Here is a 16,705-nt window from a genome sequence, read left to right as displayed (position 1 = left end):
ATGCCATGAGCACGCATCAGGACATTCGGCCTGACGGGACGGTGGTGTTTCTTCCACACCGTCTCAACCGTCACCCCGTGGTCGTCCGCGGCCTTACCGCGGATGAGCTGTGGATCTGCGCCGGGCTGTCGGCGGCAGGCAGCCTGGTGGTTGGCGTGCCGCTGGCCTTTGTATTTTCGACGATCGCCATCGTGCCCACGGCCATCATGCTGGGCATCGCTGCCGGGGTGTTTGCAGGTGGAGGCATGCTGCGTCGCCAGAAACGTGGCAGACCCGATACCTGGCTGTATCGCCAACTGCAGTGGCGTATTGCACAGCGTCATCCAGCCTTAGCGTCTTTTGTGGGCGCGCACGCGTTAGTGATCCGATCGGGTTACTGGAGCACGCGCAGGAGCAAGGCAGCGTGAGCCGGTTCAAGAACGAAATCACTCACCTCCAGTCGCACATCAAGACCTTGCGGCTGGGGCTTGGCGCACTACTTGTTATCGCCTTGGTGATGGGCGGCGGCTGGTGGAGCGCACCGCGTGACCTGACCGTGCACGTCCCGCCCGACCTGCGCTCCGGCAGTACCCGGAAATGGTGGGAAGTGCCACCCGAAAGCGTCTACGCCTTCTCGTTCTACATCTGGCAGCAACTCCAGCGCTGGCCCACCAACGGTGACGAAGACTATGCGCGCAACATTCATGTACTGGCGCCCTACTTCACCCCCGCCTGCCAGACCTTTCTGCGCAATGACTATGAATACCGCCGTACGGCAGGTGAGTTACGCCAGCGGGTACGAGGCATTTATGAAATTCCGGGGCGTGGCTACGGCGAGAACCCGGCCCAGCGGGTGAAAGTCGTCTCCGACCGCGATTGGATCGTCACGCTTGATGTGACGGCGGATGAGTACTACGGCGCCGAGCAGGTCAAACGAGCGCTGGTTCGTTACCCGCTCAAGGTCGTACGGGTGGACGTCGACCCCGAGCGCAACCCGTTCGGCCTGGCCCTGGACTGCTACAGCGGCGCGCCGCAACGCATCATCAGCCCCGACCCCGTCACACCTGCCAGCACCACGCCGGGCGGGCTGGGTGGCGCTATGGGAGAGACGCCATGAAACACCTGCTCTGTGCCTTCAGCCTGCTGCTCACCGTTGTGCTGTCGCCGACAGTCCACGCCGTGGAGATCCTTCGCTGGGAGCGCCTGCCCCTGGCGGTTTCCCTGGTCGTGGATCAGGAGCGGATCGTGTTCATCGACCGCAACGTCCGCGTGGGTGTGCCTGCTTCACTCGCCGGACGCCTGCGGGTACAAAGTGCCGGTGGTGCACTCTATCTGCGCGCCAGTGAGCCCATCGAACCAACACGCCTGCAACTGCAGGATGCTGACAACGGGACACTGATCCTGCTGGACATCGCGGCTGAGCCCGCTCGGGCAGGCCAGGCAGCGATGGAGCCCGTGCGCATTGTTGAGGCTGAGGGCCCTGCTCAACGCTACGGCGAGGCGCAGACATCTCAGGACAGTCATGACAGCGCCGACACGACCAGCCCGCCTCGTGCTGCCCGTGAAACACCTGTGCCCGTGGTTCTGACCCGCTACGCCGCGCAGCACCTGTACGCCCCACTGCGCACAGTCGAATCCGTTCCTGGCGTGACGCGCGTGAACCTGCGCCGCCATCAGCCCCTAGACGCGCTGCTGCCCACCCTGCCCGTTCAGGCCAGAGCCATCGCCGCCTGGCGGCTGGATGATCTGTGGGTGACCGCCGTCAGGTTGGCCAACAGGTCGACCTACTGGCTCACCCTGGATCCGCGCGAACTGCTGGGTGATTTCACGAACGCAACGTTTCAGCATTCAGCCTTGGGCCCTGTCGGTACCCCGGAAGACACCTCGGTGGTTTACCTGGTGACCCGAGGGCATGGCCTGGCCGAATCTCTGTTGCCGGCAGTCAGCCCGATCAATGCAGCGCTGAATCTGCCGTCCCCCTCAACGCCTGCCCCGAAGGACGGAGTTCGTCATGAAAGGTAACGGTCTGCTGAAGTGGCTGATGGTGCCCATGGCGCTCTTGCTGGTGTTCGTCGGGATCAAGCTGTTTTCCGACGGTAACGTCCAACCGGTCAATGACGGCACTCCCCGGCTGACGCCGCAAGAGGCAAAGGCATTGGGTATCGAAGGCGACACGCCCCGCGACACCGTGGCGACGCTGGTAGGTCAGGTCAAACAACTGCGTACCGAATTGCAGGGTGCGATGGCGGACAACAAAACGCAGAAGTCTGAAAACGAGCGGTTGCGTCAGCGTGAAGGCTCAATTGACCGGCGCATCCAAAGTGCGCTGGAGACTGAACGCAACCAGTTGCGCAACGACCGTGAGCAGGTCTCCGGCGAGCGGCAGCAAGCTCAGGGCTTGCTGCAAGACCTGCAGCGCCAAATCGAAGGGCTGTCCAGTCAGCGTGGCGATGCCGACCTTCCCATCGGTCTGGGCCTGAAACCCGGGGACGGCGATGGACTCGGCAGTGACGGTATTCACTGGATTGAACCGGACGATGCCAGGCGCGATGGTAAAAGTAGCGCCTCTGGCAAGCGCGACAGCTTCAGCTTCCCCACCCGTTTCGGGCCCGCGCAGAAGACGCTGGAAGCGACCCGGGAGACCGTCGTGGAAGCTGGCAGCAAGGCGACGGGTGTGTCCACCGCAACGCCGGTTTACACCGTGCCAACCAACGCAACGCTGATGGGCTCGATTGCGATGACTGCGTTGATCGGGCGCGTGCCGGTGGACGGTACGGTGAATGACCCCTACCCGTTCAAGGTCCTCATTGGTCCCGACAACCTCACCGCCAACGGCATCGACCTCCCCGAGGTGTCCGGCGCGGTGGTCAGCGGTACCGCATCAGGCGACTGGACGCTGTCCTGCGTGCGCGGCCAGATCCGCAGTGTGACGTTCGTGTTCCATGACGGCACCATCCGCACCGTGCCCGAAGAGGGCCAGCTCGGTGGCAACCAGCAGCAGGACAACAGGGGCAGCAACGCTACCCAGGAAGGCCTGGGCTGGATCAGCGATCCCTATGGCATCCCGTGCGTTTCAGGTGAACGCCGCAGCAACGCCCAGCAGTACCTCGGCAGTCAGGCGCTGATTACGGCGGCGGGTGCCGGCGTCGCATCGCTGATCAAATCGGACAACGACAGCGTCGCTGTGGTGGCTAACAACAACGGTTCAATGGGCACCGTGGGTATTACCGGCAACGAAGCGGTGGGCCGCATCCTCGCGGGCGGTGTGCAGGACATGTCGCAGTGGGTGAACAAGCTCTACGGGCAGGCCTTCGCAGCCGTCTACGTCAAGCCCGGTGCCCAGGTCGCCGTCCATCTCGAACAACCCCTCAGCATCGACTACGCCCCCAAAGGTCGTCGCGTCGATCACCGTTTAGGAGGCGCTCCCCATGCGCAGGATCTGGATTAACGGCCTGACGGTCCTCATGATGGCCGTGGCCTTGGCCGGCTGCTCGACCAGCAAGGAAAAGATGCTGCCGCATGACGGCAACACCATGCTCGATATCTGGAACGAGGAGACCGGCGGTGCCGCGCGTGGCGGGCAGAGTGCCCAGCAGTTGCTGGACGCCCGGCAGTCGCTGCGCCGGTCACTCACGCAAGACGATGTGAACGCGGCGCCGACTGTCAACGCAAGCTATACCCGCACCGCGCAGAACGAGATCTACCGGCAGTTCCACCGCCTGCCCAATCCAGACCTTGTGATGTACGTCTTCCCCCATCTGGCAGGCACTGATCCCGCTCCCGTTCCCGGGTACACGACCGTCTTTCCCCTGTACCAGCGGGTCCAGTACGCCATGCCCGGTGAACGGGTCGAGAACTACTGATGCGCTGGCCATTTTCCCGCGTACCTGAGACAACTCAGACAGACAGGCCAACGCCGGATGCCTGGGAGCGCCATGTTGCCGAACTGCAGGCTCACGGCATTCCGACGCCGGGCAAGCCCGGTGCCACGCGGCGGCGTCCTGCCACACAGGCTGACGAGCAGGCGCTTTATGACGTCGCGCCCTCGTTTGCCGATCTGTTGCCCTGGGTCGAATACCTGTCCGACTCAAAATGCATGCTGCTCGAAGACGGCGTCTCCGTCGCGGCATTTTTTGAATTGATGCCCGTCGGTACGGAGGGCCGTGAGGCGGCCTGGCTTGCGCAGGCGCGCGACGCCCTGGAAAACGCACTACAGGACAGTTTCGATGAACTGGATAACTCGCCCTGGGTGATGCAGCTCTACGCTCAGGACGAGACCGACTGGAACCCGTACCTTGCCTCCCTGCGCAGTTATCTCCAGCCACGGGCACAGGGCAGCGCCTTCAGCGAGTTCTACCTGCGCTTTTTCGGTCACCATCTGCGGGCCGTTGCCAAGCAGGGCGGCCTGTTCGAGGACCGCACAGTCACCAAGTTACCCTGGCGCGGCCAAACGCGCCGCGTCCGCCTGGTGGTATATCGGCGGGCTGGGAGTACGCCCGCCCGACGCGGGCAATCCCCCGAGCAGGCATTGAATGTCATTTGCGACCGGCTGCTCGGCGGCCTGTCCAATGCGGGCATACGCGCCCGTCGCCTGCAGGCGGCAGATATTCATGCCTGGCTGGTGCTTTGGTTCAACCCGCGGCCGACGATGCTCGGCCCCACGTTAGACGACCGCGAACGCTTCTACCGCCTCACGTCCTATCCGACGGAGTCCGAACCCGGCGAGCTGGAACTGGCCAGTGGTACGGATTTCGCGCAGCGCCTGTTTTTCGGCCAGCCCCGCTCTGACGTCGAAAACGGCCTGTGGTACTTCGACGACCTGCCCCACCGGACCGTTGTTGTCGACCGGTTGCGCACGCCGCCCAACACCGGGCACATCACCGGTGAAACCCGCAAGGGCGGTGATGCGATCAATGCCCTGATGGATCAGATGCCCGAAGACACGGTGATGTGCCTGACGATGGTCGTCACGCCGCAGGACATTCTTGAGGCGCACCTGAATCACCTGGCGAAAAAGGCAGTTGGTGAAACCCTGGCCTCGGAACAGGCATTGAAGGACGTCCAGCAGGCGCGCGGGCTGATTGGCAGTGCACACAAGCTGTATCGCGCCTCGCTGGCGTTCTACCTTCGGGGTCGGGACATGGCAGACCTCGATACCCGCGGTCTGCAACTGGGCAACGTCCTGCTCAACGCAGGCCTGCAACCGGTGCGCGAAGAAGATGAAGTCGCGCCGCTCAACAGCTATCTGCGTTGGTTACCCTGTGTCTATGACCCGGGCAAAGACAAGCGTCAGTGGTACACCCAACTCATGTTCGCGCAGCATGTAGCCAACCTGGCACCGACTTGGGGGCGCAGTGCCGGCACCGGCCGCCCCGGGATCACCTTCTTCAACCGTGGCGGCGGCACCATCACCTTTGATCCGTTGAACCGACTCGACCGCCAGATGAATGCACACCTGTTCCTGTTCGGCCCCACCGGTTCAGGCAAGTCGGCCACGCTCAACAACATCCTCAACCAGATCACCGCCATCTACCGGCCACGGCTGTTCATCGTGGAAGCCGGTAACAGCTTTGGCCTCTACGGTGAGTTCGCCGCGCGTCTGGGGCTGACGGTGCATCGCGTCAGGCTTTCGCCCGGTGCAGGCGTGAGCCTTGCGCCCTTCGCCGACGCCTGGCGCCTGGTCGACACGCCCAGCCAGGTCCAGACACTCGATGCCGACGCGCTCGATGAAGAATCCGCCGAGGGCGATGCCAGTGCTGACGAGCAACGTGATGTGCTGGGTGAACTGGAGATCACCGCACGATTGATGATCACCGGCGGGGAGGACAGAGAGGAAGCCAGGATGACCCGTGCCGATCGCAGTCTGATCCGTCAGTGCATCCTCGAGGCCGCCCATCGCTGCGTGATAGAAAAACGCACGGTACTGACCCGTGATGTACGCAATGCGCTGCGCGAACGCGGTTGCGATTCGACGTTACCCGAGACACGTCGTACTCGTCTGCTGGAAATGGCCGATGCGATGGACATGTTCTGCCAGGGCGTCGATGGCGAGATGTTCGACAGGCCGGGTACGCCTTGGCCGGAGGCCGATATCACGGTTGTCGACCTGGCCACGTTCGCCCGCGAGGGCTACAACGCGCAGCTGTCGATTGCCTACATTTCGCTGATCAACACCGTCAACAACATCGCCGAGCGCGACCAGTTCCTCGGCCGCCCGATCATCAATGTCACCGATGAAGGCCACATCATCACCAAGAACCCGCTGCTCGCGCCCTATGTGGTCAAGATCACCAAGATGTGGCGCAAACTGGGCGCCTGGTACTGGCTGGCAACGCAGAACCTGGACGACCTGCCGAAAGCCGCCGAGCCCATGCTCAACATGATCGAGTGGTGGATTTGCCTGAGCATGCCGCCCGACGAGGTGGAGAAGATTGCCCGGTTTCGTGAACTGAACGCCTCGCAGAAGGCCCTGATGCTGTCCGCACGCAAGGAAGCCAGAAAATTCACGGAGGGGGTGATTTTGTCAAAATCAATGGAGTTGCTGTTCCGTGCGGTACCGCCCAGCCTGTACCTGGCGCTGGCAATGACGGAACCCGAAGAGAAAGCCGAACGTTTTCAGTTGATGCAGCAGCACGGCATCAGTGAACTGGAAGCCGCGCTACGCGTTGCCGACCAGATCGACCGAGCGCGGGGCATCGAGCCGCTGCGCTACGACCTGTTTGATTGACGTCGAGGATTCCGCCATGCCTTCGCCCACTTTCCTCCTCTACCGTCGGTGGCCGTGCGGGGTCTGGCTGCTGGGGTGGGTGATTGCTGGCCTGCTCGTGCTCTGGCTTTGGTCGTGGGCCGACGAGTCGCATGAGTCAACCCACACGTCGGACACCACCGCTGCCCAGCACCCGGCCGGCCCACCTTGGCGCTATGGACGCATGAATGCGCGCTTCACCATTGTCGAATACGCCGACCTCGAATGCCCCTACTGCAAGGCCTATGACCCCATACTGCGGCATTGGATCGACCAGCACCCGGAGGTGAATCTGCAATGGCACCACCTGCCGCTAGCCATGCACGAGCCGGCAGCGACTCGACAGGCGCGTCTGGCCGAATGCATCGGCGAGTCCCACGGCCATGATGCGTTCTGGCAAGCCATCACCTGGATCTACCAGCACACCCGCAGCGACGGCCAGGGCCTGCCGCCCGACACCGAGTACCACGGCCAGGACCCAACCGTGCAAGCCTGCCTCGCCAGTGAGCGGCCCGACACCATCATCCAGGGGCAGGCCAACGAAGCACGCCATGGCGGCGTGAGCGCCACCCCGACCCTGCGTCTGATCGACCACCACAGCGGCCAGTCACTGACCCTGGCCGGCCCGGCCGAAGGCGACGCGTTGCTGTCGGCATTGGACCTATTGGTGTCCAACGGTACGGCGCCATACGCAGCACAACTTCATCACCAAATGCCTGCCGACGTCGTCGGCGACATGCCCAGATAGCCCGCGGTCTTCAAGGCTATGGCGCGGTTTCGACCGCGTTGACTGCACGCCAGTTCGCCACGCATCCCCCGAGCGAACGGTCATCTGCGCAAGCGATGGCGGATGCCTATCGTCACTGTCTCCGGAGGGTCCGCCCTCCAGGGACGGCTGCCTCCAATTCCTAAAGGAGGTTCCCATGTCCACATCCCTCGCCATGATCAGTGGTAATGCGTCACTCAATCCCGTCGGCACACCGGACGACGACCAAATCATCGAACAGGCGTTGGTCATCCTTGAGCAGCGAGTGTTCACTCGTGGCCCCTCGCTGCAAAGCCCGGAGGATGTGCGCAATTTCCTGCAGCTGAAAATCGCAGCACAGCCGCATGAAGTCTTTGGCGCCGTGTTCCTCGATTCGAAGCATCAGGTGCTGGCCTACGAGCCTTTGTTCCAAGGCACTATCGACAGCGCCAGCGTCTATCCACGGGTGGTGCTCAAGCGCTGCCTGGACCATAACGCCGCCGCTCTGGTGCTCTGCCACAATCACCCTTCCGGCTGTACTGAACCCAGTACGGCGGACGAAACGTTGACCCAGCGATTGAAGGAGATATTGGGACAGGTCGATATCCGTCTGCTGGATCACTTCATCATCGGGAAAGGCGATCCTTATTCGTTCGCCGAACACGGATTGATCTGATCCTCCTCGCGCCAGCTTGCTGACGCTCCAACACCCCATCGGAAGCGATGCTTTCGATGGGGTATCTGCGGTCCACGAAATACCGCGATTCATCGGTGCATGGAAACCGGGCACCTCCCTTTTCCGATTGTTTGTTGTCGCGTTAAGCGCGATGCGTTGCACTACCGAGGTCATGAACCACCGGATGCTGCGCCATGTTGTGTTCTCTTTCGCCCGGCCCGATCAGTTGCCTGGCCTTGGCCATTGCGCTGTGTGCCTCTGCGGCTAGTGCAATGGATATCTGGGTCATCACCGACCGCCAACATCCCGTGCAAGGTACACCTGACCGACTGATCGAGCTGGATGCACCCGCGCGTATTGAAGCCGAACTGTCGACCGATCTTCCAAGTGATGTCCAGCAAGCGTCACTCTTGGTACAGCAGCGCCTCAAGCACGGCGGCCCCGCGCTGGAGCAGCGTCTGGCCAGGACCTACCAGGACGTGACCGATGCCTGGAGCTTGGGCATTACCTCTCTCCCCGCCATCGTCATGGATCAACGCTACGTAGTTTATGGCGAGCCGGGCGTCGCCACGGCGATCGCACGCATCGAGGCCTACCGGAGGACTCAACCATGAAGTGTGCCCGGCTTCGGCGTACCGGCATCGCCACCATTCTGTTAATGACCGCCTCGTCATCGTTCGCGCTCAACACCGCGACCATCGTGTCTTCCACTTTGTCCCCATCGTGCCTGGAATACCGGGTGGTAGGGATCTGCTATTGGCTGTTCTGCACGCCGTTCGGCTGCTCGGTGCGGACGTCCACCAAGGTGCGCCACTACATTCCGGATGCCGTGGTTTCGAGTTACTCCAATACCGGTGAGAACCCGTGGCTCGAAGTGCGGGCCATGAGCGCACCCAACGTGACGGCCCAGGCCGGTGGCGACGGCACGACGAACCATGACAATGAAAGCAACATGGCGAAGTTCAAGAACGCCGACGTGATCGGCCATCCCGGCGGTCATGTGTTCGGCCAATTTGCCAGCACCTCAGGTTACGCCTGCAAAGGTGCCGGCACCGCGTTCATGCCGTACCTGCTGAGCACGCTCGACACCGTGGCCTGGCGCTACAACGTGCCCGAAGCCGTGTACCCAGAGGCCCTGATTCCGGGCATGCGCGAGATCGGCGCGCGCAGCACGTTCAACCTGTGGGGCGCCGTCTATCCGCGCGGCGGATTTCTGCATCAGACCGACGATTATAAGACCGGTGCCGTGGTCGCCCAACGCGCCGGCGACATCGTCACCCGGCGGGGGCAATTGCATGTCTATCAGCCATTGCTCGCGAACTCGCAGCCCGGTTACTGGCCGGCCGGAGCGCTGGAGGAAAGCAATGCCTCGACCGGCAAGTGGCAGGAGCTGACGCCGCGTCTTTCCAACAGCTGCGCGGTGTTCCCCCACAGCGAACCGCTGACCCAGGCCCAGCAAGGTGATTATGCCTGGGCGCTTTGGCGCCCATACAGCTGTTGCGAACGCCGCGGGCAGACGTTCCTCGGCAGTACAGACTTCAACTGAGGGGAAAACAATGAAGCGTCCTGTCACCCTCTTCCACCCATTGCCGTTGCGGTGGCAGGTGGCCCTGCTGGCCAGCGCGCTGGTGCTGGTCAGCAACCTGGTATCGGCCCAAACCGACGGTTTCCAGAACAGCGGCAGCGTGATTGGCGACGACCTCATGTATTCGATCGGTGGCGGCAGCGCGGTGTCTATGAGCCGCGCGGCCGGCATGCATTCGCTCGGTGTGGGCGCGGGCTGGAACAGCAACCTGATGTGCGGCGACATGAACATCAGCACCACGATCCAGAATCAGCTCAACGGCCTCACCAATGGCTTTCAGAACATCATGAGCAGCGTGATCCAGAACGCGACGAGCGCGGTCGCGTCGTTGCCGGCGCTGATCATTCAGCGGGCAGACCCCGGCCTCTACAACCTGTTGACCAACGGTATTCTTCAGGCCAGGCTCGATTTCGATCGTTCCAAACTGACCTGCCGCGCGATGGCCGAGAAGATGGCCGACACGGCAGGCGGACAGATGAGCTGGAGCCAGCTCGCCGAGGGGATGGCGTTGCGCCAGGCGGTGGCGAGCACTGACGCGGTGTCAGCCATCGAACAGGCTGAGACCAGCCGGGGCAAGGATGGCGTGCCGTGGGTGGGCGGCGGCAATGCTGGCGGTGCCGGCCAGCCGTCGATCAAAGTGATCGGCGATGTAACGCGTGCCGGCTACAACCTGGTCAATGGCCGCAGTGCAACCGACCCAACATCCATCGACCCGACGAGCTGTAATAGCCTGGCCTGCCAGACCTGGTCGTCGCCGCAAGCGGCCACCGACTGGGCCACACGCGTGCTCGGCGAACAGGAGCAGCGCACCTGCGCGATCTGCACCAAGACCCAGACCGTGCCAGGCGTCGGGTTGACGCCGCTGATTCAGGAAGAGTACGAGGCCAAGCTGGAAACGCTGCAGGAATTGATCAGCGGCGCCCGCCATACCACCGCTGAGAACTTGCGTGCAGCCGGCAGTACATCCTTGCCGGTTACCCGCGGCGTGATCGAAGCGCTGCGCGATGAACCCGACCAAGATGTCCTCGCCCACCGCCTAGCGTCCGAGGTAGCGCTGGCGTCGGTACTGGAAAAGGCTCTGCTGCTGCAGCGCACACTATTGACCGGCAAGAAAGAACCCAATGTCGCGGCTAACCAATTGGCCGTCGAAGCGGTCAATCATGAAAGCGACACGCTCGACCGCGAAATCCTCAACCTCAAAACCGAATTGGAGATCAGGCGCGAGCTGGCAAACAACTCGCCGATGACGATCATTCAGCGCCATGGCACGCGCGCGTCAGGCTCGCGTGGTATCTACGAGGGCGACCCGGTGCCGGATCGCCTCGACCAGTTACAGCGCTCCCATCCAGGAGACCCGCCATGAACGCAGCATGGCTACGGCCGCGCTGGCGCGTCGCCAGGGCATTGCTATGGATGCTGCTGCTCGTTGCGCTGGCAGTGGCGGCCAACATCGCTGGCCTCTATCGGGTCGGCAGCATTGCCGGCTGGGAACTCTGGCTGGCGAACGCGGCTGGCTACTTCCTGCTGTGGCGGCTCTGCCTCTACGGGGCGACTGTCTATGGCTGGGTGTGGATGCGCCGTCGGTTGCTGGCACGCGAATCGGATGCCTCGACACAGCGCCGGCTGCTACGTACCGAAATCGCCGGAGTCACTGCGATCGTCGCACTGGAGGCCAGCCTGCTGATGCAGGCGGTCTAGCGGGAGACCTGGAACATGACGCTTTTCACCACTGACTATCTGGAGTATTACCTGACCCTCGTGGGCTGGATCGTCCACAACGGCATCTGGGCGGTGCTGGTTTCCAGCGGCGTGTTCGCCATTCCCTTTATAGCCATTATTATCCAGGAATGGCTCAAAGCACGTACTGAAGGGGCCGACGAAGGCAACAAGGGCGTACTGTCCTCGATGCGCATCGAGAACCGCATCTGGGTGGCCATCGTCGTGCTGATGTTCGCCGGCATCCCGTTTATCGATATTGACCTCGGCACGATCAAGTACGACCAGGCGCGATCGGCACAGTGCCAGGTTAATATTCCGCAACCTACGGATACCGGCTGGTCGCAGTCATTCAGCACGCTCAACAACCAGAGTGCCAAGGTGCCGGTGTGGTGGGCATTCATGCATGCACTCTCGCGTGCGGTGACGGGGGCCTCGGTTGCGGCGATCCCGTGCGGAACAGATCTGCGACAAATGAGGATGGACATCAACACTACGCGCATTGACGACCCCCTCCTCGCACAGGACGTGGCGGACTTCACCCACGACTGCTATGGACCCGCCAGGGCGAAATTGTTCATGAGTCGACCGGAACTGGATGAAGCACAGATGCATGACGTGACCTGGATCGGCTCCAGTTACTTCGTCAACACCAACGGTTTCTACGACACCTACCATGCTAAGACACCCCGTGATGGCTGGCCCTACGATAGCAACCGAGACGCCGGACTCGCACAGGTGCCGAGCGGAGCGGGTTATCCAACATGTCATCAGTGGTGGAGCGATGGCAGTAACGGGTTGCGCACACGGCTATTGGCCCAAGTCGACCCCAACCTGCTCAACCGAATGGCAGGATGGGCCGGATTCTTGAGTCGTGCCGAAGTGGATAACTCGGTGGTCCGTGCGATCGCCTCCCCGCGCCAACAGAAGCTCAATCAGGGAACGGTTTACACCGACTATGGTGGCCAGATCGACAAGACCCTGCCGAACATCGTTACCCGCACGGCGGGCGACGTAGGTCTTGCGGTGGGAGCCATTCCTGCATTTCCGGCGATGGACGTGGTGCGCCAGGCCCTGCCAATGGTGTTGTCGCTGCTGAAGATGGCCTTGGTGATCTGCATCCCGCTAGTGCTGTTGATGGGCACCTACGACCTGAAGACCGTGGTCACCGTCAGCGTGGTCCAGTTCGCGCTGTTCTTCGTCGACTTCTGGTTCCAGCTCGCTCGCTGGATCGACAGCACCATCCTCAACGCGCTCTATGGCTCGGGCTGGGGTTGGAACCGGCCCGTCACTAATTTCGATCCAGTGATGGGGTTGAACAACGCCTTTGGCGATCTGTTGCTGAACTTCGTCATGGGGACGATGTTCATTGTGCTGCCAACCTTCTGGGTGATGGCGCTATCTTGGGCGGGTATCCAAGCAGGGAACATTCTTCAGGGGCTTGTTGGCGCTACAGGAGATGCAAAAGCCGCCGGTGGAAAGGGACCCAATGCATTGATGAAGGCCGTTTCAAAGAAATGAGCGGGTAGTCAATTGTCATCATGAACGTGCGGATCGATACGATAGCCATCATACGTGTAAAGTCCGAAGCCGGCTGGTCCGTTTTTCCACTCAGGCTCAGACGTTTCATCTAATTCTGCGTTATTTGCCACCCGGGAGATGACCACGCCGAATATCAGCAGCAAAGCCAGCCAGAACGCGGTATAGAGCAGCACAGCCAGTACCGCGAGCTTGACGCCCCAGATCAACACAGCCGCCGCTGACGTAGGCACGCCTTGCCCAATCAGCCATCCCGATACCCGCCGCTCTCTGCACACATAAGCACGCCATCTGCGGCCGAGCCAGCGGCCAAAGCGTTCTGCATTGCTGATGCGAGTTCTTGTGCTCATAGTCATCACCTGCTAAGCGCGTTGAACAATTACTCCAGTTTGCTCCAATTCTGCCGGCTGGCTGTCACCAACGCGTCCCAGTCGTCTGGCGGATTTCCACGACCCAGCATCTTCTCAAACACCGCATATGGATCGGACTTGCTCCCCGATGCACGCAGCGTTTGCTCATCGTTGACCCAAGCGTAGACAATCACTTTCGCCCTCGAGTCATAACGGAAGAATAGCCGAAACCGTCTCCCAATCTTGGCCCTTCGCCAGTGGCGGTATTCCGGCCCCAGTGTGTTTCCTTGACGGTACTCATCGCGCGCCGGCTCATCGGGAACGACTTCAAGCACCAGTTGGCTCAGGGCTCGGAACAGCTTGACGTTGGCATTGGATGCAAATCCTATCGGGTCATTCTGCTCCGCGCGCTGCGCGGCGGTATACAACCTCTGCAACTGCTCGATCACACAGTCGTGGAAGAGTAGCGTCCATCCGTGCCGCTGCATCAGAGCGCCACATCGCCGTCAATCTCGTTGGTCAGATTCACATCACGCCCAGCCTGCATCAGCATGGCGTGAGCCAGTTCGTCCGGCAACCCGCGAACATGCCGACCAGCCTCGATATCGCGGGCCAACAGACTCAGAAACGCGCCGATGGCCGGATCTTCGTGCTCGGCATTCGCGCGGGTGACAACAATCTGTCCATCCTCGCCCAGGTCGAACGCTACCTTGCCGCCGGTATCGACGCCCAACGCCTGACGGATCGGCTTGGGCAGCGTGATCTGGCCCTTCGATGTGAGCGTGGCTAGTTCATGAATGGCTGGCATGGCGTGGCGTGCTCCTTGGATGACAGTTTTTTCGATGGTAAGGAACATTCCTTTCCTCGTCAAGACAGATTGGCGAGATCTTCAGACGCCGGTAGGCGGATCGCGCTTACCTCAAAAAAAAAAGGACTGACCCCGTGTCGGATAGCTTGTAGAGCGACTCCCCGAGCCGAGCTACATGTAAAGGCTTCGATAAAGGTAAAAGGGCTGGGAAGGGTCAATGGAATGGGGGCAAGGGGAAAGGCTCTACCCGTAAAAGGAAAAGGCTCTCCCATCCACCGCAACGTCAGGTGACATCATGTTCGCGCTGTTCCAACGAAAACGCTCGGCGTCGGCACCGATGGCGCCCACGGAAGCGGCTGTAAAAGGTAAGGGGCTGACGCGGCCGGAGTCGGCCGCATCGCTGCTGGCCACCCCACGCCGGCAGAAGTTGCTAGAACACATCTGGCAACGTACTTCGCTCTCACGCAAGCAGTTCAGGTCCCTGTATCTCGCACCACTGGAACGTTACGCCGAGTTGGTCCAGCAGTTCCCCGCGTCGGAAAGCCATCACCATGCCTATCCAGGCGGCATGCTCGACCACGGGCTGGAAATCGTCGCCTACGCGCTCAAGCTGCGGCAATCGCACCTTCTTCCAGCAGGCACAACACCTGAGGACCAAGTAGCACAAGCCGAAGCCTGGACAGCCGCCATTGCCTACGCAGCGCTCCTGCACGATATTGGCAAGATCGCCGTCGACCTTCATGTGGAATATGCCGACGGCAACACCTGGCACCCCTGGCACGGACCATTGTTGCATCCGTACCGCTTCCGCTATCGCAAGGAGCGTGAGTACCGGCTGCACAGTGCCGCAACCGGACTACTCTACAACCGCCTGCTTGATGGTCACATCCTGGACTGGCTCAGCGACTATCCCGCGCTGTGGTCGTCGTTACTGTATGTGCTGGCAGGCCAATATGAACATGCCGGCGTGCTCGGTGAGCTCGTAACCCAGGCCGACCGTGCCTCTGTCGCTCAGGAGTTGGGTGGCGATCCAGCCAGGGCGATGGCCGCGCCGAAACACGCACTGCAACGCAAACTGCTGGAGGGACTGCGCTTCCTGCTTAAGGAGGAGCTGAGGTTGAACCAGCCCCAAGCATCAGATGGCTGGCTGACACAGGACGCCTTATGGCTCGTCAGCAAGACCGTCTCAGACAAGCTGCGCGCGCACCTGCTTTCGCAAGGCATCGAAGGCATCCCATCGAGTAACACCGCAGTATTCAACGTTCTGCAAGATCACGGCATGCTTCAGCCAACAGCCGATGACAAGGCCATCTGGAAGGCAGTCATCACGAGCGAGGGTGGATGGTCGCATACGTTCACCTTGCTACGGCTGGCCCCAGCCTTAATCTGGGAAACCGGGGAGCGGCCCTCGCCCTTTAGCGGCACTGTGAAGGTCGTACAGGAAGAAGCTGCGTCAATAGAGTCTACCGCCTGCATACCGCCCAGTGGCGAAGCCGCTGCGATGACGGTGAACGGAAGGCCTTCATCCGCACCAGTGATACCAGCCGCAACCGCGGTCCCTGCTGATGGACTGGATGATCTACTGGAGTTGTTCGCCACGCCGGATAACGCACACATTAGACCTTCACCACCGGGCAACAACGAACCCAAACGAACGCCAGTTCAACAAGAATCCAATGCGCCTGCTACGTCACCAGTATCTGTCATACAGGAGCAAGCCCCATGGACGCGGCTCTCAGGCGAACACTTCATGATTTGGCTGCACCAGCACATTGATAGCCGCAAGCTGATCATCAATGACGCGAAAGCTCTGGTCCATACCGTAGCCGATACCGTGTACCTGGTGAGTCCTGGGCTGTTTCAACGTTACGCACAGGAACACCCACAGTCAGCCGTCTTCGCCAAAGAAGAAAAGACGACAGACTGGCAGTGGGTGCAAAAGCGCTTCGAGAAGCTGGACTTGCACCGAAAGCAGGAGAACGGCTTGAACATCTGGTCCTGTGAAGTCACCGGACCGCGCAAATCACGCAGGCTGCATGGCTATCTGCTGAATGACCCTCTGCGACTGTTCAATGACATCCCTATGAACAACCCCTATCTCACGGTGTTGTCAACGACGAACTCTGCCGCGAAGCACAAGGGCGCGATATGAAAGGCTCTCACGTAAACGATATTCTTCCTGCGATGATCCCCCCACGGTTGAGTGACAAAACCTCGCCCCGCACTGCGGGCTGGCCAACGCCCACAATTTGAGGAAGCTAACTCCCGCCATTGCCGGAAGTCTCCAGTCTCGGCTGGCGACGGACAACTCCCCCAGCGGGGGACGTTGGATAGCCATCGACGACTGCTCCACGAGTCTCCGGGGTTTTCCACCAGCGGTGAGGGATAGTTAGTGCATGAGGTCGTGCTTCACGATGCCATCGGCGGCTAACAAGGAAGATGGTTAAAAGGGCGTGCGAATTTCGCACTTCCTCCCTCGACACCCCGCTGACCGAACACAATCACCTATAGTCGTAGTGAAATATCCAGAGACCGCTGGTAATCTCTTGACCACGTTCGCCA

The 16,705-nt window shown here is 61.3% G+C and carries 17 protein-coding genes; 14 read left to right on the top strand and 3 right to left on the bottom strand.

Features of this window, described 5'->3' with window-relative positions:
* Window positions 1–5: 5 nt before the first annotated feature.
* The 13 genes from AC19YY_RS28965 (at window position 6) to AC19YY_RS28905 (ending at window position 12,967) form a co-directional block, all read left to right on the top strand.
* Window positions 6–407, top strand: a complete 402-nt coding sequence (locus tag AC19YY_RS28965) for a TIGR03750 family conjugal transfer protein (protein WP_028622317.1) — start codon at window positions 6–8, stop codon at window positions 405–407.
* Window positions 404–1,096: a PFL_4703 family integrating conjugative element protein gene (locus AC19YY_RS28960; RefSeq protein WP_048350987.1), complete on the top strand. Its 693-nt coding sequence runs from the start codon at window positions 404–406 to the stop codon at window positions 1,094–1,096. Before AC19YY_RS28965 ends, AC19YY_RS28960 begins: the two co-directional genes overlap by 4 nt.
* Window positions 1,093–2,001: a TIGR03749 family integrating conjugative element protein gene (locus AC19YY_RS28955; protein WP_057978218.1), complete on the top strand. Its 909-nt coding sequence runs from the start codon at window positions 1,093–1,095 to the stop codon at window positions 1,999–2,001. Before AC19YY_RS28960 ends, AC19YY_RS28955 begins: the two co-directional genes overlap by 4 nt.
* Entirely contained in the window at window positions 1,991–3,427 is a 1,437-nt protein-coding gene (locus tag AC19YY_RS28950; protein ID WP_057978220.1) for a TIGR03752 family integrating conjugative element protein, read from the top strand. The genes AC19YY_RS28955 and AC19YY_RS28950 overlap by 11 nt, the downstream gene beginning before the upstream one ends.
* Window positions 3,408–3,842: a TIGR03751 family conjugal transfer lipoprotein gene (locus tag AC19YY_RS28945; protein ID WP_133077474.1), complete on the top strand. Its 435-nt coding sequence runs from the start codon at window positions 3,408–3,410 to the stop codon at window positions 3,840–3,842. The genes AC19YY_RS28950 and AC19YY_RS28945 overlap by 20 nt, the downstream gene beginning before the upstream one ends.
* Window positions 3,842–6,706 (top strand): conjugative transfer ATPase, encoded by a 2,865-nt coding sequence (locus tag AC19YY_RS28940; RefSeq protein WP_133077473.1) that lies wholly within the window; start codon window positions 3,842–3,844, stop codon window positions 6,704–6,706. Before AC19YY_RS28945 ends, AC19YY_RS28940 begins: the two co-directional genes overlap by 1 nt.
* A 16-nt stretch (window positions 6,707–6,722) precedes the next feature.
* Window positions 6,723–7,472, top strand: coding sequence for a DsbA family protein (locus AC19YY_RS28935; protein ID WP_057005372.1), 750 nt, complete (start codon window positions 6,723–6,725; stop codon window positions 7,470–7,472).
* 193 nt (window positions 7,473–7,665) lie between these two features.
* Complete coding sequence (radC, locus tag AC19YY_RS28930; RefSeq protein ID WP_231990967.1) at window positions 7,666–8,145, top strand: RadC family protein; 480 nt, start codon at window positions 7,666–7,668, stop codon at window positions 8,143–8,145.
* 194 nt (window positions 8,146–8,339) lie between these two features.
* The gene (locus AC19YY_RS28925) at window positions 8,340–8,759 is read left to right on the top strand and encodes a TIGR03757 family integrating conjugative element protein (protein WP_057005374.1); all 420 of its coding nucleotides are present in this window, start codon (window positions 8,340–8,342) and stop codon (window positions 8,757–8,759) included.
* A complete protein-coding gene (locus AC19YY_RS28920) occupies window positions 8,756–9,691 on the top strand; it encodes a TIGR03756 family integrating conjugative element protein (protein ID WP_057005375.1) in 936 nt (311 codons plus the stop codon). Before AC19YY_RS28925 ends, AC19YY_RS28920 begins: the two co-directional genes overlap by 4 nt.
* Window positions 9,692–9,701: 10 nt before the next feature.
* Window positions 9,702–11,093 carry an integrating conjugative element protein gene (locus AC19YY_RS28915; RefSeq protein WP_057005376.1) on the top strand — a complete coding sequence of 464 codons (1,392 nt, stop codon included), beginning with the start codon at window positions 9,702–9,704 and terminating at the stop codon, window positions 11,091–11,093.
* A complete protein-coding gene (locus tag AC19YY_RS28910; protein WP_057978225.1) occupies window positions 11,090–11,428 on the top strand; it encodes a hypothetical protein in 339 nt (112 codons plus the stop codon). Before AC19YY_RS28915 ends, AC19YY_RS28910 begins: the two co-directional genes overlap by 4 nt.
* Before the next feature lie 15 nt (window positions 11,429–11,443).
* Complete coding sequence (locus AC19YY_RS28905) at window positions 11,444–12,967, top strand: conjugal transfer protein TraG N-terminal domain-containing protein (RefSeq protein ID WP_057978227.1); 1,524 nt, start codon at window positions 11,444–11,446, stop codon at window positions 12,965–12,967.
* An 8-nt stretch (window positions 12,968–12,975) separates the two neighbouring features.
* On the opposite strand, the gene AC19YY_RS28900 is transcribed toward AC19YY_RS28905, so the two are convergent.
* From AC19YY_RS28900 to AC19YY_RS28890, 3 genes are read right to left on the bottom strand one after another with little or no spacing between them, the layout of a single operon-like run.
* Window positions 12,976–13,335 carry a DUF3742 family protein gene (locus AC19YY_RS28900; RefSeq protein WP_057978241.1) on the bottom strand — a complete coding sequence of 120 codons (360 nt, stop codon included), beginning with the start codon at window positions 13,333–13,335 and terminating at the stop codon, window positions 12,976–12,978.
* A gap of 29 nt (window positions 13,336–13,364) precedes the next feature.
* Window positions 13,365–13,823 (bottom strand): type II toxin-antitoxin system YhaV family toxin, encoded by a 459-nt coding sequence (locus AC19YY_RS28895; RefSeq protein WP_057978230.1) that lies wholly within the window; start codon window positions 13,821–13,823, stop codon window positions 13,365–13,367.
* Window positions 13,823–14,143 carry a type II toxin-antitoxin system PrlF family antitoxin gene (locus AC19YY_RS28890; protein WP_057978243.1) on the bottom strand — a complete coding sequence of 107 codons (321 nt, stop codon included), beginning with the start codon at window positions 14,141–14,143 and terminating at the stop codon, window positions 13,823–13,825. Before AC19YY_RS28890 ends, AC19YY_RS28895 begins: the two co-directional genes overlap by 1 nt.
* Window positions 14,144–14,438: 295 nt before the next feature.
* Here AC19YY_RS28890 and mobH point away from each other — a divergent pair, with 295 nt between their 5' ends.
* Window positions 14,439–16,295, top strand: coding sequence for a MobH family relaxase (mobH, locus tag AC19YY_RS28885; protein WP_057978232.1), 1,857 nt, complete (start codon window positions 14,439–14,441; stop codon window positions 16,293–16,295).
* The last annotated feature ends 410 nt before the right edge of the window (window positions 16,296–16,705 follow it).

This window comes from Pseudomonas sp. MF09156 (genome assembly GCF_059862305.1).
Note: the sequence above shows the minus strand (reverse complement) of the source record. Positions and strands in the feature narration are given on the sequence as shown.